A 21,571-nucleotide genomic window follows, 5' to 3' on the forward strand; every position below is an offset into this window, starting at 1 on the left:
GATGCTGCCCTGGCTGCCCCCGACGCCGATTCAGTTTCCGCCGACCGACACAGCCCTCGACGACCCCGATGGCCTGCTGGCCGCTGGCGGCGCGCTGACGCCGGCGTGGCTGCTGGCAGCCTACCGGCGCGGCATCTTCCCCTGGTACAGCGACGACCAGCCGATCCTGTGGTGGAGCCCCGATCCGCGCATGGTGCTGTTTCCCGGGGAGCTCAAGGTGCGCCGCAGCCTCGCCAAGCGGCTGCGCAACGGTGGCTTCTCGACCAGCCTCGACCGCGCCTTCGCTGCGGTCATCGAGGCCTGTGCCGAGACGCGAGCCGCCCACGAGGGCACCTGGATCACCGCCGAGATGCGCCACGCCTACCTGGCCCTGCACCGCCTCGGCCACGCCCATTCGGTGGAGGTATGGCGCGAAGAAGAGCTGGTCGGCGGCCTGTATGGCGTGGCCATTGGTCGGATGTTCTTCGGCGAATCGATGTTCTCGCGGGAGCGCGACGCCTCGAAGATCGCCCTGGTGGCCCTTGCCAGGCACCTCCAGGCCGCTGGCGGCGGGCTGATCGATTGCCAGATGCACACCGCCCACCTGGCTAGCCTTGGTGCACGGGACATCGCCCGAGACAGCTTCCTCGACTATCTTGAGCAGTATGCACGGGCCGCCAAGCCGGCCTTCCACCCGCCAGGAGAGGGCGACAGTGAGCAGTAACACGCCTCAGCAGCCGACGCGGGATCTCCGCTTCTTTCTGACGGTCCCGCATGCCTGCAGCTATCTCGAGAAACGCGAGGCCACCACGCTGTTTCTCGACCCCCAGGAGTCCCCTGGCCAGGGCGTCTACGATGCCCTGGCCCTGCTCGGCTTTCGGCGCAGCGGGCGGCATCTCTACCGCCCCCACTGCGACGCCTGCAATGCCTGCGTCTCGGTGCGCATTCCGGTTGCCGACTTTACCCCCAACCGCAGCCAACGCAAGCTGCTGCGGCGCAACGCCGACCTGACCCTGCACGAGTGCCCGGCGCGCTTCAACGCCGAGCACTACGGCCTCTACTCGCGCTATATTCGCGAGCGCCACGCCGACGGTGACATGTACCCGCCCAGCCACGAGCAATACCGCACCTTCCTGACCCTCGATCACCCCTATGCGCGGCTGCTCGAGTTTCGCCTCGAGGGGCGCCTGGTGGCGGTTGCGGCCATCGACCTGCTGGGCCACGGGATATCGGCGATCTACACCTTCTTCGATCCCGACCCGGCCCTCGAGCGGCGTTCACTGGGCAGCCATGCGGTGCTCAGCCTGGTCGAGCTGGCCCGCCGCCGTGAGCTCCCCCACGTCTACCTGGGCTACTGGATTCGCGAGTGCCGCAAGATGAACTATAAGCGCAGCTTTCAGCCACTGGAGTACTTGCACGGCCGCCACTGGCGTCGCGAGATTCCACTATGAGCGGCTTTTTTGCCTTGAAGGGCGGCTTGCGGCACAATATCGCGCTATCTTGTTGACCAACACCAAGTGCACCATTACGAGGAACCGCCTAATATGGCACGTGAAGACCATATCGAAATGGAAGGCGTCGTCGTCGATACCCTTCCTAATACCATGTTCCGCGTCGAGCTGGAAAACGGCCACGTGGTCACCGCGCACATCTCCGGCAAGATGCGCAAGAACTACATCCGCATCCTGACCGGCGACAAGGTCAAGGTCGAGCTGACGCCCTACGACCTGTCCAAGGGCCGCATCGTCTACCGCTCTCGCTAAGCCCGCGCCGCGCCACCGGCCCCCGAACCGCAGCCCCATAACGCGCGACGCCCCGTCATATGACAGGGCGCCGGTGTGCTAGTGGCTGCGACCGGCATGCACCGGTCGCGTTACGTTCAGGCCAGCTCGGCCTCGGTTTCCAGCCGCAGCTCGTCGTCCCCCTCCTCGACGCTGACGTGGACCACGCCACCGTGTTCGGAGAGCTCACCGAACAGGATCATCTCGGCCAGCGGCTTCTTGAGCTTGTCCTGAATCAGACGCGCCATCGGCCGTGCGCCCATCTCCGGATCATAGCCCTGCTCGGCAAGCCAGCTGCGCGCCGCCTCGTCGACATCGAGCTGCACGCGCTTCTCGTCGAGCTGCGCCTGTAGTTCGACCAGGAACTTGTCGACCACGTTGCGCACCACTTCGGGCACCAGGCCATGGAACTGGATGATGCCGTCGAGACGATTGCGGAACTCGGGGGTGAAGGTCTTGCGAATCACCTCCATGCCGTCGGTGGAGTGGTCCTGGGTCTGGAAGCCGATCGAGCGCCGCGCGATCTGCTCGGCACCGGCATTCGAGGTCATAATCAGGATCACGTGACGGAAGTCCGCCTCGCGGCCGTTGTTGTCGGTCAGGCGGCCATGATCCATGACCTGCAGCAGCAGGTTGAAGACCTCGGGGTGCGCCTTCTCGATCTCGTCGAGCAGCAGCACGCAGTGCGGCTGCTTGGTGATCGCCTCGGTGAGCAGCCCGCCCTGGTCGTAGCCGACGTAGCCGGGAGGTGCGCCGATCAGCCGCGACACGGTGTGACGCTCCATGTACTCGGACATGTCGAAGCGCACCAGCTCAATGCCCATCAGCGAGGCCAGCTGCTTGGCCACCTCGGTCTTGCCGACCCCGGTGGGGCCGGAGAACAGGAAGCTGCCCACCGGCTTGTCCGGCGACTTGAGGCCGGCCCGCGACAGCTTGATCGCCGCCGACAGGCTGGTGATCGCCTCGTCCTGGCCAAACACCAGCATCTTGAGGTCGCGCTCGAGGTTGGAGAGCAGCTTGCGGTCGGAGCTGGAGACGCTCTTCGGCGGAATCCGCGCGATCGAGGCGACTACCGCCTCGACCTGATCGACGTCGATGGCATCGACCCGCACTTCCGGCGGCAGCAGGCGCTGATGGGCGCCGGCCTCGTCGATCACGTCGATGGCCTTGTCGGGCAGGTGGCGATCGTTGATGTAGCGATCCGCCAGGCGCGCAGCGCTCTCCAGCGCGCCGTCGGTGTACTTGAGCTTATGGTGCTCCTCGAAGCGCCCACGCAGGCCCTTGAGAATGCGGATGGTGTCCTCGACCGAGGGCGCCATCACATCGACCTTCTGGAAGCGCCGGGCCAGGGCACGGTCCTTCTCGAAGATGCCGCGGAACTCCTGGAAGGTGGTCGAGCCGATGCAGCGCAGCTCACCCGACGAGAGCAGCGGCTTGAGCAGGTTGGAAGCGTCCATGACGCCACCGGACGCCGCGCCGGCACCGATCACGGTGTGGATCTCGTCGATGAACAGGATCGCGTTGGGCTGCTTCTTGAGCTCCGCCAGCAGGCTCTTGAGGCGCTTCTCGAAGTCGCCGCGGTACTTGGTACCGGCCAGCAGTGCGCCCATGTCCAGCGAGTAGACCACCGCATCGGCGATTACGTCGGGCACTTCCTCCTCGACGACCCGCTTGGCCAGGCCCTCGGCGATGGCGGTCTTGCCGACCCCGGCCTCACCCACCAGCAGCGGATTGTTCTTGCGCCGCCGGGCAAGGATCTGCACGACCCGCTCGAGCTCGTGGTCGCGGCCGATCAGCGGGTCGATCTTGCCCAGTCGCGCCTGCTCGTTGAGATTGGTGGCATAGCCGGTAAGCGGGTGCGCGGCCCCTTCGTTACCGCCCTCCTCGCCCTCTTCGGCATCCGATGACGGTGCCGACGACGGATTCTGGGTGTGCCCGGAAACCTTGGAGATGCCGTGGGCGATGTAGTTGACGGCATCCACTCGCGCCACGTTCTGCTGCTTGAGGAAGTAGACCGCCTGGCTCTCCTGCTCGGAGAAGATCGCCACCAGTACATTGGCGCCGGTGACCTCGCTCTTGCCGGAGGACTGCACGTGGAAGACCGCGCGCTGCAGCACCCGCTGGAAGCCCAGCGTTGGCTGTGTTTCGCGGTCGACCTGATCCTCGGGAATCAGCGGCGTGGTGGAATTGATGAAATCCTGCAGGTCGGAGCGCAGCTTTTCGAGGTTGGCCCCGCAGGCTCTTAGCACGTCTGCCGCAGAGGCGTTGTCCAGCAGAGCCAGCAGCAGGTGCTCAACGGTCATGAACTCGTGGCGCTTGGAGCGGGCCACGGTAAAGGCCGTGTTCAGGGTCAGTTCAAGTTCTTTGCTCAGCATGGCAGTCCCCTTCTCGCCGCCTCGGGCTTACGTCGGCAAATTTCTCGGCCGCATTCTCACCATCGGGCACATTCATGGGTTTCGCAAGCTCGATGTTCCAACGCTTGCCGGTCGTAGCGTGCAAACGACCGATTGCGTATGCACTCAATCCGCCGCATCGATGTCGCACAGCAGCGGGTGCTGGCACTCTCGGGCATACTCGTTGACCTGATGACTCTTGGTCTCGGCGATATCGCGAGTAAAAATCCCGCAGGTCGCCTTGCCCTGAGTATGCACCGCCAGCATCACCTGTACGGCTTTCTCGCTCTCGAAATGAAAAAAAGTCTGCAGCACCTCGACCACGAACTCCATCGGCGTGAAGTCGTCGTTGTGCAGCACCACCTTGTACATCGGCGGCTTGGCCAGTTCCGGGTCGGACGGCTTGACCGCCAGATTGCCGTCATCTTCCTGATCCGGCTCGGGCGGCTTCGTCATGCCCAATACGGGGGCACGGTCGGAGGCACCCATCGCCACGGACTCATCGTGTTCAACCATAACCATTCATGTCCATCGATAGCGTCTGCTCACCGCCGGCGTCACGCTCTTTCGACGCCATTCGCGGCAGCGGGTTCAGTACTAAGTGATAAATGCGTCCCCTGCACGCCTCTTGCAAGGGGCAGGCCAGCAATACAGGCAAAAAAGCCCTCGCCCGCCTGGCGGACGAGGGCCCTGGGTCTCGCAGAGAGCGAAGTGATCAGCCGTTGGCGACCACGTTCAGCGCATCGTTGAGGATCCGGCTGGGACGCATCGCCTCGCGGGTCAGGTCGTGATCCGGGTGATAGTAGCCGCGGATATCGACCGGCTTGCCCTGCACACCGTTGAGTTCATTGAGGATAGCCGCCTCGTTGCTCTTCAGCGACTCGGCCAGGCGCGCGAACAGCGCCTTGAGCTCGGCATCCTCGTCCTGGGCGGCCAGCGCCTCGGCCCAGTACATCGCCAGGTAGAAGTGGCTGCCGCGGTTGTCGATCTCACCGACCTTGCGCGACGGCGACTTGTTGCTGTCGAGGAACTTGCCGTTGGCGCTGTCCAGCGCCTTGGCCAGCAGCGTAGCGCGGACGTTGCCGAAGGTGTTGCCGAGGTGCTCGAGGGACGCGGCCAGGGCCAGGAACTCGCCCAGCGAATCCCAGCGCAGGTGGTTCTCCTCGAGGAACTGCTGGACGTGCTTGGGCGCCGAACCGCCGGCACCGGTCTCGAACAGGCCACCGCCGTTCATCAGCGGCACGATGGAGAGCATCTTGGCGCTGGTGCCAAGCTCCATGATCGGGAACAGGTCGGTCAGGTAGTCGCGCAGCACATTGCCGGTGACCGAGATGGTGTCTTCGCCCTTGCGGATACGCTCCAGCGAGACCTTCATGGCTTCTACCGGTGCCAGAATACGGATATCCAGGCCGCTGGTGTCGTGATCCTTGAGGTAGGTCTCGACCTTGCTGATCAGCTGGGCGTCGTGGGCGCGCTTGGCGTCGAGCCAGAAGATCGCCGGTGCGCCGCTGTCGCGGGCACGGGTCACCGCCAGCTTGACCCAGTCCTGGATCGGCGCGTCCTTGGTTTGGCACATGCGCCAGATGTCGCCGCGCTCGACGCTGTGTTCGAACAGCAGCGCGCCGCTCTCGTCGCTGACCCGCACGGTGCCGTCGGCGGGAATCTCGAAGGTCTTGTCGTGGGAGCCGTACTCCTCGGCCTTCTGCGCCATCAGGCCGACGTTGGGTACGCTGCCCATGGTGGTCGGATCGAAGGCGCCGTTGGCCTTGCAGTCGTCGATCACGGTCTGATAGATGCTGGCGTAGCAGCGGTCCGGGATCACTGCCTTGGCATCATGCAGCTGGTCGTCGGCACCCCACATCTTGCCGGAGTCGCGGATCATCGCCGGCATCGAAGCGTCGACGATCACGTCACTGGGCACGTGGAGGTTGGTGATACCCTTGTGAGAGTTGACCATCGCCAGGCGCGGACGCTCGGCGTAGAGCGCCTCGACGTCGGCCTTGACCGCCTCCTGCTTGGCCTCGGGCAGCTCCTTGATGGTGGCGTAGAGATCGCCGATGCCGCTGTTGGCGTTGAAGCCCACCTTGTCGAGGTCGGCCGCGTGCTTGGCCAGCACGTCGCCGTAGAAGGCCTCCACCGCCACGCCGAAGATGATCGGGTCGGAGACCTTCATCATGGTGGCCTTGAGGTGCAGCGAGAACAGCACGTCCTGCTGCTTGGCATCCTCGATCTGCTCGGCGATGAAGGCGCTCAGCGCACGGCGGCTCATCACCGAGCCGTCGATCACCTCGCCGGCCAGCACCGGGGTCTGCTCCTTGAGCACCTGGGTGCTGCCGTCGGCGGCCACCAGCTCGATCTTGACGTTGCCGGCGGCCTCGATCAGCGCCGATTTCTCGCTGGCGTAGAAATCGCCGTCGCTCATGCTCGCCACGTGGGACTTGGAGTCGGCGCTCCACTCGCCCATGCGGTGCGGGTACTTGCGGGCGAAGCCCTTGACCGACTGCGGCGCACGGCGGTCGGAGTTGCCTTCGCGCAGCACCGGGTTGACCGCGCTGCCCTTGGTCTTGTCGTAGCGCGCCTTGACGTCGTGCTCGACCTGCGAAGAGGGCTCGTCGGGGTAGTTGGGCAGCTTGTAGCCCTGCTGCTGCAGCTCGCGGATAGCCGCCTTGAGCTGCGGCGTCGAAGCGCTGATGTTGGGCAGCTTGATGATGTTGGCTTCCGGCGTCTTGGCCAGGTCGCCGAGCTCGGCCAGGTGGTCGCCGAGCTGCTGCTCGTCACTCAGGTAATCGGGAAACTGGGACAGGATACGCCCGGCCAGCGAGATATCGCGGGTCTCCACTTCGATACCGGCCGGATCGGTGAAGGCATCGATGATCGGCAGCAGCGAGTGAGTGGCGAGGGCAGGCGCTTCGTCGGTAAGCGTGTAGATAATCTTCGGCGTTTTTGACATGTTAGCGGTAGTCTCTCTGGTCTCTCTGGTCACAGCGATTGCAGGAAAGGCGAGCGGGTCGGAACACCAGGCAGGGACAGGACTCGGCGGGTCCGGTTGTGACGACGGCGCTCCCAACGATCGGCTGGGAGTATACCAGCGCGAGGCCTGTTTCGCATGAGCGATGTTCGTATACCCCGCCGCCAGGCGCCGGGCAAGCCGGCAACGGCGCGGCCCGATTTACTCTTGATGACGGAGCCCCATGAGCACCCTGTATCTACTGCACAAGCCCTATCAGGTGCTCTCGCAGTTCACCGATCGCGAGGGCCGTGCGACCCTGGCCGACTACCTCGATGTTCCCGGGGTATACGCCGCCGGCCGCCTCGACTACGACTCAGAGGGCCTGCTGCTACTCTGCGACGACGGTGAGCTGATCCATCGCATCAGCCATCCGCGCCACAAGCAGCCCAAGACCTACCGGGTGCTGGTCGAAGGCGAGCCCGACGACACCGCGCTGCAGGCCCTGCGCCGCGGTGTGCCGCTCAAGGATGGCGTGACCCAGCCGGCCAAGGTGCGCCGCCTGGCAACCAGCGAACTGCCCGAGCGGCAGCCGCCGCTGGACCCCAGGCGCCACCCGCACACCGCCTGGCTCGAGCTGACCATCAGCGAGGGCCGCAACCGCCAGGTGCGGCGCATGACCGCTCATGTCGGCCATCCCACCCTGCGCCTGGTGCGCGTGGCCATCGGCCCCTGGCGGCTCGACGGCCTGGCCCCCGGCGAATGGCGCCGCGAACCCCTGCATGCGCCGGCGCGCCGCGCGGCCAAACCGCACCACTCCCCACAGAGGCGCTCACGATGAAACCTTGGTCTCCCCGCGTCACGGTTGCCACCGTGGTCGAACGCGCCGGGCGCTACCTGCTGGTCGAGGAGGACCGCGGCGGCCCCTTCACCCTGTTCAACCAGCCCGCCGGCCACCTCGAGCCCGATGAACGGCTGCTCGAGGCCGCCGAGCGTGAAGTCCGCGAAGAGACCGCCTGGCGGGTCGGCATCACCGACTACCTGGGGCTCTACGTCTACCACGCCCCGGACGGCGTAACCTTCCACAGCCACGGCTACGTAGGCATGGCGCTGGCCCACCTGGGCAACGAGCTCGACCGCGACGTGCTGGCCATCCACTGGCTGACCTTCGACGAGATCGAGGACCTGGAGCGCGCCGGGCGGCTGAGGAGCCCGCTGGTGATGCGCCGCATCCGCGACGCGCGCAGCGGCCGGGTGTTTCCGATGGACGTGATTCAGGAGCGCTAGCACCCACGCCCCTTAGCTCACCACCTCATCACCAGTCGATAGAGTGACGGGATCACCAGTAGCGTCAGCAGGGTCGAGGCGACGAGCCCGGAGATGATCGCCCAGGCCATCGGCGGCCACAGCGTCGACTGGGTCAGGGTCAGGGGCACCAGGCCGGCAACGGTGGTGGCGGTGGTGAGCAGCACCGGCCGGGTACGCCGGGCGACCGCCCCGATGACCGCATCGTCCAAGGGCATGCCCTGCCGGCGATGGGCATTCATCACGTCGATCAGCACGATGGCATTGTTGACCACGATCCCCACCAGGGCGACGACGCCCAGCATGGCGGTGAAGCCGAACGGCTGCCCGGTCAGCCACAAGCCGGGAATCACACCGATGGCCGCCAGCGGCACGGTGGTCAATACGATGCCCAGCTGGCGAAAGGAGTTGAACTGCGCCAGCAGGAAGACGACCAGCAACAGCACGCCGAACGGCAGGGTCTGGAACAGCGCCGTATTGGCCTCCCCCGCCGACTCGGCCGCCCCACCCACCATGTAGGTCACTCCCTCAGGCAGCTCGAGCTCCGCCAGCCGCGGCAATAGTCCGTCCAGCACCCCGGCATAGGTCTGGCCATCCGCCACCTCGGCCAGCACGGTGGTCATGCGGCGCAGGCCACGATGCTGAATCACCGCCGGCTGCCACGTCGTGCGCAGGGAAGCGACCTCGCCGAGGGGCACCGAGTCGCCGTTGTCCGCGGTCAGGCGCAGCCCTTCGAGCGCGGACAGCGGGAAACGCTCGCCCTCCGGCGAACGAACCAGCAGCGGCGCGGGGTCGCGCTCGGCTCGCCAGGTGCTCACCTCGATGCCGCGACTGGCACCCGCCACCGCCATGGCGACCTCGCGCCGCGACAGGCCGAACTCGCCGGCACGGGCATCGTCCACGTCCAGCCGCAGCGTGGGCAGCCCTTCCCCCAGGGTATGCCGCGCATCCCGCGCCCCCTCGGCACCGCGGACCAGCGCCAGAATGCGCTCTGTGCCTTCGGCTAGCCGGGTGCGCTCCTCGGCGAAGACACGAATCTCGATGGGGGCGGTGACGGGTGGCCCCTGCCCCAGGCGTCGCGCCACCACAGCGGCCTCCGGCAGGCGCTCCAGGGTGACGGCACGCACCCACGCCATCAACGGGGCCAGATCGTCGGCATGCTCCGCCTCGACGACCAGCCGTGCCAGATGCGCCTGACGCGGCTGCTCGACCAGGTTGTAATAGAACCGTGGACCGCTGAAACCGGCAAACAGATGCACCCCTGTCACCGCCGGTCGCTCACGCAGGTCCGCGGCCAGCACGCTCGCCTCATGGGCGGTGTAATCGAGATGCGTGCCCTCGGCGAAGTGCAGGTCAATGACCAGCTGGTTGCGGTCCGTATCGGGGAAGAAGTCATGGTTGAGCAGTGGCAGCATGGCCATCGCCCCCACCAGCAGCGCCACGGCACCGGCAAGTATGCTGCCGGGCCAGCGAACGGCGAAGCGCCCGATCCGCCGACCGGCGCCTGCCAGGCTGCGCCGCTGCGAACTACCGCCGGGCTTGAGGATGGCGGCGGCGAAGACGGGGGTGACGAAGATCGCGTAGAGATAGCTGACCACCAGAGTCAGCATCACCATCACCGGAATCGCCCGGGTGAAGTCGGCGGTATTGCCGCTGGAAAGCAGCAGCGGCACGAAGGCGGCCAGGGTGGTGCCGGTCGCCGCCAGCAGCGGTGCGGCGAGCTCCTGTACCGAGCGCGACACGGCCTCCGCCGCCGAGCGCCCCTGATCGCGATGCCACTGCAGGTTCTCGACCATGACGATGGCATTGTCCACCAGCATACCCAGCGCGATCACCATGCCGGCCACGGCGATCTGGTGCAGGATGCCGCCGCCCATGGCGTAGATGGCCAGGGCCGAAAAGGTCACCAGCGGCACGATCAGTATCACCGCGAACCCCAGCCTCAGGCCCATGGTCAGGAACAGCAGGGCGCCGAGAATGGCAATGCCCAGCAGCAGCGAGACGCCGAGTTCGGCCAGCCGCTGCTCCACCCAGCGGGGCTGATAGAACATCTCCTGAATCTGCAGCGGCGCATAGGCGGGGCGCACCTCGTCGAGCAGGCTGCGCAGGGATTCGCCGAAGCGGACGGCATTGATTCGCTCGTTGGAGAGAATGACGCCCAGCGCCACGGCGGGCTTACCGTCATGCCAGATGCGCTCGGTGGCGGGCTCGCGTGGCGACAGGCGAACGTCGGCCAGTTCGCCCAGCGGCAAGGTGTCCCCCCGCCGGGTGCGAATCGGGGTCGCGGCCAGATCCTCGAGGTTGGCGAACTCCGTCACCGGGTCGAGCACCACCGAGCGCCCGCCGCTGGAGAGGCTGCCTCCCGCAGTCGTCAGGTTGCGGGCAGCCAACTGATCGCCCAGTGCCTGGGCATCGAGCCCGGTCAGTTCGGCTTGCGCATCGTCCCAGCTGACGATGACCTGCTGCCCGGGATCGGCGAGCAGGTCGATGCGCGCAATTCCCTTGAGACGGAACAGATCCCGCCGCAGCCGCTCGGCGGCCTCGCGCAGCTCGAGCAGGTCATCGGTGCCGGTCACCGACAGCACGATGCCGTGGGCGTCGGAGTCCCGATCGCTGATCTCGGCGTCACCCACCCCGTCGGGAAACTGGCGCGCCGCCCGATCGACGGCAATGCGGATCTGCTCCCAGGCGGCATCGGTGTCATAGACATGCTCGTGCATCTCGATGTTGACATGCGCCACCCCCAGCCGCGCCGTGCCGATGAGCTCATTGACCTCCTCGACCTGGGCCAGCTCCTCTTCCAGGGTGTTGAGCACCAGGCGTTCGACCAGCTCCGGCTCGGCCCCGGGATAAGGCACCAGCACCTGGCCGAAGCGATAGGGAAAGAAGGGGTCCTCCTGACGATCCATGGCCAGCCAGGCGGTCAGTCCGATCAGCGCCAGCAGAGTCGTCACGGTCAGCACCAGGCGCTTGACGTGCAGCGTCGCATGCAGCCACTTCATGGCAGCACCCGCACGCTATCGCCCTGCTGGAGGCGCCCCTGGCCAGCAGTGACCACCCGATCGCCGAGAGCGAGCGGGGCCGCAATCGTGACCCAGTCGTTTTCCAGCCGTCCCGGCGCCACCGCCACCCGCCGTATGCTCTCCTCATCAGTGAGGGCGAGGACGTAGGGCGCGTGCCCGCCGGGGTCCTGCACCGCTGCAAGCGGTACCTGCAGCGATGGCTGCGTGGCAACGGAAAGATATACCTGCACCGACTCCCCGGGGACCAGGCGCGGGTCGGGGTCGAGTTCGACCACCACCGGCACCAGCGCCGATCCGGCTCTCCCCACGCTACTGATCCGCCCCTGGAAGCGGCCTTCCTGCAGCGTCGGCGACACCTGAACCGGCATTCCCACGGTCAGCCGGGCGCCGAGCGTCACCGGGACGCGAATTGCCACCTCCACGCCATCGATACCGGAAAGCGCCAGCACCGGCTCGCCGGCGGCCACGAAGTCACCCGGCTCGATGAGCAGGTCGGCCACGTTGGCGGCGAACGGCGCCCTCAGCGTCATCTCCTCGACCTGGGCTGCGGCATCGGCACGGGCAGCCACCGCCTGCTCCCGGACCTGGGCGGTGGCCTGCCGTTCCGCAACCAGCCGATCCAGCTCCTCCTCAGCGACCAGGCTCCGTTCGCGCAGCACCCGAGCCCGCTCGACATCCCTCTCCAGCCTGGCAAGGTGGGCGTCAAGCTCCTTGACCCGCCCCTCGGCACCCGCCAAGGCAGGCTCAAGTGCGGGGTTGTGCAACCGTGCCAGGGGCTCACCCTGCTCGACACGCTGGCCACGCTCCACCAGGCGCTCGCTGAGCACGCCGGCATGCAGGAATGCCGGCGCACCCCGGTCCATAGCCTGCACCACACCGGGGAAGCGCATCCTCTGTTCGGCGGAACCGTTGCGCACCTGGGCGACACGCACCATCGGCCGAGTATCGAGCGTCTCGTCGGCCTCGCCACTCGCGGCCGGCGCCGAGTCGCAGCCTGCAAGTAGCAGCACGATGCCCAGCACCCCCAGCGCCCTCGTGGCAGCCCCTCCTCTTGTCCCCTGTGTCATGTTCCTGCTTCCTCATTTAGCGAACAGGCTTAACAAACTGGCCGACCGGTCAGTAATTGGCGCAAAAAACTCAGTTCTGCGGCGCGACCCCGGCCATGAAAATCGTCAGGAAATCGTCCAGGAAGGCCTCGTCGCTGCCCATGCCCGGCCAGTGTTGATGATGACACTTGGCCTCGAACCATTGCGTGCACGTCATCACGAACAGCGCGATCACATGGGTTGGGTTGATGTCCTTACGCAGCAGGCCACGCATCTGGGCCTGGCGAACCCATTCAGCACCCGCACCGACCAGCTGGTTGTCGAGCTCTCCACAATGACTGTCACCTTCCAGATGGGTCCAGGCGAACAACCGCACGACGCCGGGGTTGTCGCGTAAAAAGTGGAAGTAGGCTTCCACCGAATTCCGCAGCAGCATGGCATCCGGCTCGCCAGCCCCCTCCAGCATGGCCATCTGGCCAGTGTAATAGCGCTCGAAGGCACGATTCTTGACCGCCTCCCACAGCTGTTCCTTGCTGCCGAAATGGTGATGGATCAGGCTCTTGGTCACATCGGCTGAACGCGCCAACGCACTCAGCTTGACGGCGGAGAAGCCCTGCTCCACGAAGAGGGACTCCGCCGCGTCGAGAATGCGGGTGCGGGTCAGTTCAGGATCTCGGGTCTGGGTTTTCTGGCTCATCACCAGACGATAGCCTCGATTGGCCGACCGGTCAATTGAGCGCGCGTTCGTTGGAGCGATGCCCCACGAGATGAAGCACCGCGGCAACATGAGGTATAATCGCCGGCCATTTGAGGCTCCAACCCGAGAGAGTGTATGTCTTCAGCTACCGGCAAGGTGATCGTCGGCATGTCCGGCGGCGTCGACTCCTCCGTTTCCGCCCTGCTGCTGCTGGAGCAGGGCTATCAGGTCGAAGGCCTGTTCATGAAGAACTGGGACGAGGACGACGGCACCGAGTACTGCACCGCCAAGGAGGACCTGGCAGATGCCCAGGCGGTGTGCGACAAGCTCGGCATCACGCTGCATACCGCCAACTTCGCCGCCGAGTACTGGGACAACGTCTTCGAGCACTTCCTCGCCGAGTACCAGGCCGGGCGCACGCCCAATCCCGACATCCTGTGCAACCGCGAGATCAAGTTCAAGGTGTTCCTCGACTATGCCGAGATGCTCGGTGCCGACAAGATCGCCACCGGCCACTATGTGCGCGGCGGCGTCCGCGAGGGTCGCGCACGGCTGCTCAAGGGCATCGATACCAACAAGGACCAGAGCTACTTCCTGCACGCGGTGCCCGAGGCGGCCATTGCCCGCACCCTGTTCCCGGTCGGCGAGCTCGAGAAGCCCGAGGTCCGCGCGCTGGCCGAGCAGCACGGCCTGGTCACCGCGCGCAAGAAGGACTCCACGGGGATCTGCTTTATCGGCGAGCGCCGCTTCAGCGACTTTCTCAAGCAGTACCTGCCGGCCCAGCCCGGCACCATCGAGACCCCCGACGGCGAGGTGATCGGCGAGCACATGGGCCTGATGTACTACACCCTTGGCCAGCGCCAGGGGCTCGGCATCGGCGGCCTGGCCAACCACCCGGACGCGCCCTGGTACGTGGCCGCCAAGGACCTCGATCGCAACGTGCTGGTCGCCGTGCAGGGCAAGCATCACCCGTTGCTCTACAGCGACAGCCTGGCCACCGAGGCCATGGACTGGGTGGCCGGCGAACCGCCTGTCAATGCAGGACGCTTCACCGCCAAGACCCGCTACCGCCAGGAAGACGTGCCCTGCCATATGCACACGCTGCCCGATGGCGGCGTCGAGGTACGCTTCGATGAGCCGCAGCGCGCGGTGACGCCAGGCCAATCGCTGGTGCTCTACGCCGACGACATCTGCCTTGGCGGCGGTGTGATACGCACTACCTGGAACGCCACGGAGGCCGCCGCATGAGCAGTACCCCGATCCACAGTGCCCCGGACAGCCCGATGGCCCGCCAGACCCTGGCACTTGCCGGCGTCTTTCAGGCCGCCGCGGTGGTCGATGAAATGGCGCGCACCGGCCAGGCCGACGAGCGCGCCTGGAGCACCCTGATCCGCGCCACCGTGGACACCGACCCCGAGAGCTTCGAGGCGATCTACGGCGGCCACCCCAACCACCTGCGCCAGGGGCTCGAGGTGCTCGAGGCGGTGGTCGGCCGCAAGCAGGCCAACCCGGTGGTGCTGCGCTACGGCTTCTCGCTGCTGATGCTGATGAACAAGCTGCGCAACAACAGCGAGATGATGGGCACCCTGGGCAGCAAGCTGACCCGCATCCAGGGCCAGGCCGATCACTTCGGCGACACCCACGAGAACGTGGTGGCCAGCCTCGGCGAGCTCTATCAAGAGACGCTCTCGACCTTCAAGTACCGCATCGTGGTGCAGGGCGAACCCAGCCTGCTACAGCAGCGCATGATGCCCGAGCGAGTGCGCGCCGCGCTGCTGGCCGGCGTGCGCTTCGGCCTGCTGTGGCATCAGCAGGGCGGCCGGCGCTGGAAGCTGGTGTTCCAGCGCAGTGCCATGAAGCGCGCCCTCGACCAGATCAACCGCCAGTGACGCGCGACCAGACGGCCCGTCCCAACCTCCAGGAAGACCCGACCATGCAGCTCTCCTCCCTGACCGCCCTCTCCCCCGTCGACGGCCGCTACGGCAGCAAGGCCGCGGCGCTGCGCGAACACTTCAGCGAATTTGGCCTGATCCGCGCCCGGGTCACCGTCGAGGTGCGCTGGCTCGAGGCGCTGGCCGCGCTGCCGGGCATCGCCGAGGTGCCGCCGCTGTCACCGGCCGCCAAGGCCTTTCTCGACGCCCTGGTGGCCGACTTCAGCGAAGCCGACGCCGCGCGCATCAAGGAGATCGAGCGCACCACCAATCACGACGTCAAGGCGGTGGAGTACTTCATCAAGGAGCGCATCGCCGAGCAGCCCGAGCTGCACGCGATCAGCGAATTCGTGCACTTCGCCTGCACCAGCGAGGACATCAACAACCTCTCCCACGGCGTGATGCTGACAGACGGGCTCAAGAGCCTGCTGCCGGTGATGCACGAGGTGGCCGACGCCATCGCCGCGCTCGCCCACGAGCATGCCGCCCAGCCGATGCTGTCGCGCACCCACGGCCAGACCGCCAGCCCCACGACGCTCGGCAAGGAGATGGCCAACGTCGCCTACCGTCTGCGCCGCCAGCTCAAGCAGATCGAGGGCGTCGAGATCCTCGGCAAGATCAACGGCGCGGTGGGCAACTACAACGCCCACCTCACCACCTACCCCGAGGTCGACTGGGAAGCCAATGCCCGCACCTTCGTCGAGGGCCTGGGGCTCTCCTTCAATCCCTACACCACCCAGATCGAGCCCCACGACTACATCGCCGAGCTGTTCGACGCCATCTGCCGTTTCCACACCGTGCTGATCGACTTCGATCGCGACGTCTGGGGCTATATTTCGCTGGGCTACTTCAAGCAGCGCACCGTCGAGGGCGAGATCGGCTCCTCGACCATGCCGCACAAGGTCAACCCCATCGACTTCGAGAACTCCGAGGGCAACCTGGGGCTGGCCAACGCCATCCTCGGCCACCTCGCCCAGAAGCTGCCGATCTCGCGCTGGCAGCGCGACCTCACCGACTCCACGGTGCTGCGCAACCTCGGCGTCGGCCTGGCCTACGGCCTGATCGCCTACCAGGCCTCGCTCAAGGGCATCTCCAAGCTCGAGGCCAACCCCTCGCGCCTTGACGAAGACCTCGACGCCAGCTGGGAAGTGCTCGCCGAGCCAATCCAGACGGTGATGCGCCGCTACGGCATCGAGCAGCCCTACGAGAAGCTCAAGGAACTGACCCGCGGCAAGCGCATCGACCAGGCCGGCTTCGCCGCCTTCATCGACACCCTGGAACTTCCAGAAGACGTCAAAGTGGAGCTGAAGGCACTCAGCCCGGCGACCTATACTGGCAATGCCAGTGAGCAAGCGAGCAGGCTGTAAGCACCCAGCGCCCAGTAAATTCAGCGGCTCCGGGGACAGGCCGTAGAGGGGGTTTTTGCCAGGGACGGCAAAAGGTAGCGTACAGGGACGTATTCACAGCGCCCCCTCGCAAGCCTGTCGCCGGGTCAGCCGCGACACAGGATGAGCGGCGCCGGGGACTGGCCGTAGAGGGGGTTTTTGCCAGGAACGGCAAAAGGTAGCGTACAGGGACGTATTCACAGCGCCCCCTCGCAGGCCTGCCGCCGGGTCAGCCGCGACACAGGATGAGCGGCGCCGGGGACAATCGCGATTCCTGCCCGCAGCTTCAATCTTTGCAACGAGGTACGACGCATGTCCTCCGATTCACCGCTATCGTTACTCGGTGGCCTTACCGCCAGCGAGTTCCTGCGTGACGTCTGGCAGCAGAAACCGCTGCTGATCCGCGGCGCCCTGCCCGACCTCGAATGCCCACTCGACCCAGACGAGCTGGCCGGCCTGGCCTGCGAGGAAGGCATCGAGGCGCGCCTGGTCGATGAGCATGGCCGCGACGGCCCCTGGCAGGTCCAGCACGGCCCCTTCGATGACGCCACCTTTGCCGCCCTGCCCGACGAAAACTGGTCGCTGCTGGTCCAGGCCGTGGACCACTACGTGCCCGAGGTCGCCGCGCTGCTCGAGCACTTCGACTTCCTGCCGCGCTGGCGCCTCGACGACATCATGATCAGCTACGCCCCGCCGGGCGGCAGCGTCGGCCCCCACGTCGACCAGTACGACGTCTTCCTGCTCCAGGCCAGCGGCCAGCGCCGCTGGCAGCTGGGCGGCGCGGTGGCCGATGACGCCCCGATCATCGCCGGCATCGACCTGCGCATCCTCGAGCGCTTCGAGGTGACTCCCGGCGCCGACTGGGTACTCGAGCCCGGCGACATGCTCTACCTGCCGCCCGGCTGGGCCCATCACGGGGTCAGCCAGTCCGACGACTGCATGACGGTCTCGGTGGGCTTCCGCGCCCCCTCCGCCGACGAGGCGGTGACCTCCTATGCCGACTATGTCGGCGAGACGCTACCCGCCTCGAAGCGCTTCGGCGATGCCGGCATGGCAGCACCTGCCGATCCCCATGAGCTCGACGACGACGCAGTCCAACGTGTACGCCAGCTGATCCTCGACAGCCTCGATGACCCCGCCCAGATGGCGCAGTGGTTCGGCCGGGCCATGACCCAGCCCAAGTACGTCGACCAGCTGGTACCCGCCGAACGCCCCATCGAGGTCGAGGAGCTTGTCGCGACACTACACGACGGCGACCAGCTGGTGCGCAGCCTCGGGTCGCGCTTCGCCTGGCGGGCGCTTGACGATGCGCGTGCCACGCTGTTCGTCGACGGCGACGGCCTGACCTGCTCGCTGCCGCTGGCCCGGGCGCTGGCCTCCGACGCCGCGCTGGACGCCACGCTGCTCGAATTCGACGGTGCCGCCGAGCTGCTCGCGCTGCTGCATGATCGCGGTAGCCTCGGCTGGCCACTGGAAGACGACGATGAGGATGACCAATGAGCGACGCCATCAGCATTGAACAGGGTGACTGGGAAGAACTCGGCAGCGAAGCCAGCGAGATACGCCGCATCGTGTTCATCGTCGAGCAGCAGGTGCCCCAGGAGGAGGAGTGGGACGGCCGCGACAGCTTTTGCCTGCACTTCCTGATCCGCCGCGGGGGGCGTGCACTGGGCACCGCCCGACTGCTGCCCGACGGCCACCTGGGGCGCGTGGCGGTTCTCGAGGAGGGACGTGGCCTAGGCCTGGGCCAGCGACTGGTCGAGGCCGCCATCGAGGCGGCTCGCGTCCAGGGCCACGCCCATCTGGAGCTGGCCGCCCAGCTACAGGCGATCCCCTTCTACGAACGTCTCGGCTTCATTGCCTACGGCGATGAATTTCTCGACGCAGGAATTCCGCACCGCAACATGTCCCTTCCCCTAGGTGATTGATTCATCACCTCCTTTCTCGACTGCGGAAAGTTGACTACATAAAGCGAGCCTTTTTTGGCTCGCTTGTAGTCATACTACAACCCCTTCTGCCGCTAAGTAATGATTGTGAGGCCCAGTGTTCATGGGCCATAGTTCAATCACAGGCACGAATTAAAACGATTGTTTAAATGCAGCTTGTAGTCGCTATTAAACATTCGTTTGATGTTGCCGCCTGATACGACCAAGGCAGTACAGACAGCCTTTGAAACCTGGTCAACCCTGAGACTACTTCGCAGGTGCAGCATAAAACGGACCCACACGGCACCCGATGAAGTCGACCAAGCCAAGCAGCGTGACACCGCAGTGCAACAAATGAGAAAGGACGGCCCCATGTCAGCATATCAAGACGACCTAGACACCATCACTCGCTTACGCGACGCCCAGGGCGGCAAGTGGGATGCCATCAACCCCGAGTACGCCGCGCGCATGAAGGCCCAGAACCGCTTCAAGACCGGCCTCGACATCGCCCGCTACACCGCTGGGATCATGCGTCAGGACATGGCCGACTACGACGCCGACACCAGCCAGTACACCCAGTCGCTGGGCTGCTGGCACGGTTTCATCGGCCAGCAGAAGATGATCGCCATCAAGCGCCATCACGGCACCACCAGCAAGCGCTACCTGTACCTCTCGGGCTGGATGATCGCCGCGCTGCGCTCCGAATTCGGCCCGCTGCCCGACCAGTCGATGCACGAAAAGACCTCGGTGCCAGCGCTGATCGAAGAGCTCTATACCTTCCTGCGCCAGGCCGATGCCCGCGAGCTCGGCCACCTGTTCCACGAGCTGGACGAGGCTCAGGCCAAGGGTGACGACATCGCCGCACGCGCCGTACAGAAGCGCATCGACAACTACGAAACCCACGTGGTGCCGATCATCGCCGATATCGACGCCGGCTTCGGCAACGAGGAGGCCACCTACCTGCTGGCCAAGCGCATGATCGAGGCCGGTGCCTGCTGCATCCAGCTCGAGAACCAGGTGTCCGACGTCAAGCAGTGCGGCCACCAGGATGGCAAGGTCACCGTGCCGCATGAGGACTTCCTGGCCAAGATCAACGCCGTGCGCTACGCCTTCCTCGAGCTTGGCGTCGACGACGGCGTGATCGTGGCACGCACCGACTCACTGGGCGCCGGCCTGACCCAGAAGCTGCCGGTGAGCACGGAGCCAGGGGATCTGGCCGCGCAGTACAACAGCTTCCTCTACACCACGCCGATCGATTCCATCGATGACGTCCGCGAGGGCGACAGCGTGATCAAGCTGGACGGCGAGCTGCGCAAGCCACTGCGCCTGGCCAACGGCCTGTATCGCTTTCGCTCGGGCACCGGCGAGGATCGCGTGGTGCTGGACTGCATCACCAGCCTGCAGAACGGTGCCGACCTGCTGTGGATCGAGACCGAGAAGCCCCACGTCGGGCAGATCGCCAGCATGGTCAACCGCATCCGCGAGGTGGTGCCGGACGCCAAGCTGGTCTACAACAATTCGCCGTCGTTCAACTGGACCCTCAACTTCCGCCAGCAGGTGTTCGACGCCTGGCAGGCCGAGGGCAAGGATGTCTCGGCCTACGACCGCGACCAGCTGATGAGCGCCGAGTACGACGCCACTGAACTGGGCACGCTGGCCGACGAGTGGACGCGCAACTTCCAGCGCGACGCAGCCCGCGAGGCAGGTATCTTCCACCACCTGATCACGCTGCCCACCTACCACACCGCGGCACTCTCTACCGACGAGCTGGCCAAGGGCTACTTCGGCGAAGAGGGCATGCTGGCCTACGTCGCCGGGGTCCAGCGCAAGGAGATCCGCAGCGGCCTGGCCTGCGTCAAGCACCAGGACATGGCCGGCTCCAATATCGGCGACGATCACAAGGAGTACTTCTCCGGTGCCGGCGCACTCAAGGCCGGCGGCAAGGACAACACCATGAACCAGTTTGGCTGATTCACGCCAAGACGCGCAGCTCGCATGGCATGACAGTGATTTGGGGAGGCAGCCGCCTCCCCTTTTTTGCGCCTTTCCTTATTGTTTGTCGATTGACGGGCCTACACTGGGGGCACTCGAGCGTAAAGCGCTGGTCGAAGCGGACAAGTGGGATTAAACTCGCTGAAAACACCGTTTCATAATCTGTTTGATCATCGGAGGAGCTCCCATGAAACGTCTTATTCCCGTCGTTGCCCTGGGCATGCTGACATTGGCCGGCTGTGCCAATACCGCGCCCTATGGCGGTGACGTATATCGCGGCAGCCAGGCCCAGACCGGGCAGAGCGTCGCCTACGGCACCATCACCGCGCTGCGCCAGGTGCAGATCCAGGCCGACAGTCCGCAGGGTAACGTGATCGGCACCCTGGGCGGCGGGGTCATCGGTGGCCTGCTCGGTAACCAGGTCGGCGGCGGTTCAGGACGCCAGCTGGCGACCGCCGCCGGCGCCATCGGTGGCGCCATGGCCGGCTCGCGCACCGAGGACGCGGTCAATCGCACCCGCGCCTGGGAGATGGAGGTCCGCCGCGACAATGGCGAAAGCGTGGTCGTGGTGCAGCGCGCCGACCGCGACTTCCAGGTCGGCCAGCGGGTTCGCCTGATCGGCAGCGGCGCCAGCATGAGCGTGGCGCCCTACTGAGCTCCGCCGTATTGATCGAGTGATGAAGGTAACGATAAAGGCTCGCCAGATGGCGAGCCTTTATCGGTTATGGCAATGACTGGCTGGCTCAGTGCGACTTGGCCTTCTTCATGGCCCAGCACAGCAGCCGCTTGGCGACCCAGGCCACCAGGGCGATGACCAGCAGCGTCAGCAGCATATCCACCGGGCGCACCAGGAAGGTCGCCCCCAGGATCGCCAGCGCCGGGCACCATACCCAGCGCTCGTCGGCGTTGCTTTGCAGCGCCTCGGGCAGCGTGCGCGACATAAACGGGCTCAGGCTGGCTTCCCAGCCGCGCAGGCTGAAGAACAGGATGGCGGCAAACCCAATCAGCCAGATAATGGTCACGGTCATTGGCAATCTCCATCATGGTTTAGCGGTTGAAGGTCGAAACGCAGCGGATAAATGATCCTCAGGGTAAAACATGCCGGCGATGAAAAGTACCCGCGATTGGGCGCATGGCGTCTTCTCGTTCAACCTCGCCGTCGGCTGG

At 65.8% G+C, this 21,571-nt stretch carries 19 protein-coding genes; 12 read left to right on the forward strand and 7 right to left on the reverse strand.

Features of this window, described 5'->3' with window-relative positions; all coding sequences use genetic code 11:
- Window position 1: 1 nt before the first annotated feature.
- From aat to infA, 3 genes are all read left to right on the forward strand, one after another.
- Complete coding sequence (aat, locus tag QC821_RS06700; RefSeq protein ID WP_309718678.1) at window positions 2-703, forward strand: leucyl/phenylalanyl-tRNA--protein transferase; 702 nt, start codon at window positions 2-4, stop codon at window positions 701-703.
- A complete protein-coding gene (locus tag QC821_RS06705) occupies window positions 693-1,430 on the forward strand; it encodes an arginyltransferase (RefSeq protein WP_309718680.1) in 738 nt (245 codons plus the stop codon). Before aat ends, QC821_RS06705 begins: the two co-directional genes overlap by 11 nt.
- A gap of 93 nt (window positions 1,431-1,523) precedes the next feature.
- Window positions 1,524-1,742 carry a translation initiation factor IF-1 gene (gene infA / locus QC821_RS06710; protein ID WP_013332816.1) on the forward strand — a complete coding sequence of 73 codons (219 nt, stop codon included), beginning with the start codon at window positions 1,524-1,526 and terminating at the stop codon, window positions 1,740-1,742.
- Between the two features lie 116 nt (window positions 1,743-1,858).
- Here infA and clpA read toward each other — a convergent pair whose 3' ends face one another.
- From clpA to QC821_RS06725, 3 genes are all read right to left on the reverse strand, one after another.
- Window positions 1,859-4,135: an ATP-dependent Clp protease ATP-binding subunit ClpA gene (clpA, locus tag QC821_RS06715; RefSeq protein WP_309718682.1), complete on the reverse strand. Its 2,277-nt coding sequence runs from the start codon at window positions 4,133-4,135 to the stop codon at window positions 1,859-1,861.
- Between the two features lie 144 nt (window positions 4,136-4,279).
- Window positions 4,280-4,609: an ATP-dependent Clp protease adapter ClpS gene (gene clpS / locus QC821_RS06720; RefSeq protein ID WP_309718685.1), complete on the reverse strand. Its 330-nt coding sequence runs from the start codon at window positions 4,607-4,609 to the stop codon at window positions 4,280-4,282.
- A 259-nt stretch (window positions 4,610-4,868) separates the two neighbouring features.
- The gene (locus QC821_RS06725) at window positions 4,869-7,103 is read right to left on the reverse strand and encodes an NADP-dependent isocitrate dehydrogenase (protein WP_309718688.1); all 2,235 of its coding nucleotides are present in this window, start codon (window positions 7,101-7,103) and stop codon (window positions 4,869-4,871) included.
- Between the two features lie 241 nt (window positions 7,104-7,344).
- Between QC821_RS06725 and QC821_RS06730 the strand changes: the two genes are divergently transcribed.
- Together QC821_RS06730 and QC821_RS06735 are read left to right on the forward strand one after the other, a co-directional pair.
- Window positions 7,345-7,941, forward strand: a complete 597-nt coding sequence (locus tag QC821_RS06730; protein WP_309718691.1) for a pseudouridine synthase — start codon at window positions 7,345-7,347, stop codon at window positions 7,939-7,941.
- Window positions 7,938-8,387 carry an NUDIX domain-containing protein gene (locus QC821_RS06735; protein WP_095619710.1) on the forward strand — a complete coding sequence of 150 codons (450 nt, stop codon included), beginning with the start codon at window positions 7,938-7,940 and terminating at the stop codon, window positions 8,385-8,387. Before QC821_RS06730 ends, QC821_RS06735 begins: the two co-directional genes overlap by 4 nt.
- Window positions 8,388-8,404: 17 nt before the next feature.
- Here the strand turns inward: QC821_RS06735 and QC821_RS06740 are convergent, their stop codons facing one another.
- From QC821_RS06740 to QC821_RS06750, 3 genes are all read right to left on the reverse strand, one after another.
- Window positions 8,405-11,407 (reverse strand): efflux RND transporter permease subunit, encoded by a 3,003-nt coding sequence (locus tag QC821_RS06740; RefSeq protein ID WP_309718695.1) that lies wholly within the window; start codon window positions 11,405-11,407, stop codon window positions 8,405-8,407.
- Window positions 11,404-12,495 (reverse strand): efflux RND transporter periplasmic adaptor subunit, encoded by a 1,092-nt coding sequence (locus QC821_RS06745; protein ID WP_309718698.1) that lies wholly within the window; start codon window positions 12,493-12,495, stop codon window positions 11,404-11,406. Before QC821_RS06745 ends, QC821_RS06740 begins: the two co-directional genes overlap by 4 nt.
- Before the next feature lie 70 nt (window positions 12,496-12,565).
- Window positions 12,566-13,261 (reverse strand): TetR/AcrR family transcriptional regulator, encoded by a 696-nt coding sequence (locus QC821_RS06750; protein ID WP_309718700.1) that lies wholly within the window; start codon window positions 13,259-13,261, stop codon window positions 12,566-12,568.
- Between the two features lie 45 nt (window positions 13,262-13,306).
- Here QC821_RS06750 and mnmA point away from each other — a divergent pair, with 45 nt between their 5' ends.
- The 7 genes from mnmA (at window position 13,307) to QC821_RS06785 (ending at window position 21,059) form a co-directional block, all read left to right on the forward strand.
- Window positions 13,307-14,419, forward strand: a complete 1,113-nt coding sequence (mnmA, locus tag QC821_RS06755) for a tRNA 2-thiouridine(34) synthase MnmA (RefSeq protein WP_309718703.1) — start codon at window positions 13,307-13,309, stop codon at window positions 14,417-14,419.
- On the forward strand, window positions 14,416-15,060 hold the full coding sequence (gene hflD, locus QC821_RS06760; protein WP_309718706.1) for a high frequency lysogenization protein HflD: 645 nt from the start codon (window positions 14,416-14,418) through the stop codon (window positions 15,058-15,060). Before mnmA ends, hflD begins: the two co-directional genes overlap by 4 nt.
- 44 nt (window positions 15,061-15,104) lie before the next feature.
- Window positions 15,105-16,469: an adenylosuccinate lyase gene (purB, locus tag QC821_RS06765; protein ID WP_309718709.1), complete on the forward strand. Its 1,365-nt coding sequence runs from the start codon at window positions 15,105-15,107 to the stop codon at window positions 16,467-16,469.
- A 330-nt stretch (window positions 16,470-16,799) separates the two neighbouring features.
- The gene (locus QC821_RS06770) at window positions 16,800-17,987 is read left to right on the forward strand and encodes a cupin domain-containing protein (RefSeq protein ID WP_309718712.1); all 1,188 of its coding nucleotides are present in this window, start codon (window positions 16,800-16,802) and stop codon (window positions 17,985-17,987) included.
- Window positions 17,984-18,415 (forward strand): GNAT family N-acetyltransferase, encoded by a 432-nt coding sequence (locus QC821_RS06775; protein ID WP_309718715.1) that lies wholly within the window; start codon window positions 17,984-17,986, stop codon window positions 18,413-18,415. The genes QC821_RS06770 and QC821_RS06775 overlap by 4 nt, the downstream gene beginning before the upstream one ends.
- Before the next feature lie 369 nt (window positions 18,416-18,784).
- Entirely contained in the window at window positions 18,785-20,383 is a 1,599-nt protein-coding gene (locus tag QC821_RS06780; protein WP_309718717.1) for an isocitrate lyase, read from the forward strand.
- A gap of 208 nt (window positions 20,384-20,591) precedes the next feature.
- Window positions 20,592-21,059: an outer membrane lipoprotein gene (locus QC821_RS06785; protein WP_095619720.1), complete on the forward strand. Its 468-nt coding sequence runs from the start codon at window positions 20,592-20,594 to the stop codon at window positions 21,057-21,059.
- An 88-nt stretch (window positions 21,060-21,147) separates the two neighbouring features.
- Here QC821_RS06785 and QC821_RS06790 read toward each other — a convergent pair whose 3' ends face one another.
- A complete protein-coding gene (locus QC821_RS06790) occupies window positions 21,148-21,432 on the reverse strand; it encodes a hypothetical protein (RefSeq protein ID WP_309718721.1) in 285 nt (94 codons plus the stop codon).
- Window positions 21,433-21,571: the final 139 nt, after the last annotated feature.

Origin of the sequence: Franzmannia qiaohouensis, assembly GCF_031451695.1 — a bacterium.
Taxonomy (GTDB): domain Bacteria; phylum Pseudomonadota; class Gammaproteobacteria; order Pseudomonadales; family Halomonadaceae; genus Franzmannia; species Franzmannia qiaohouensis.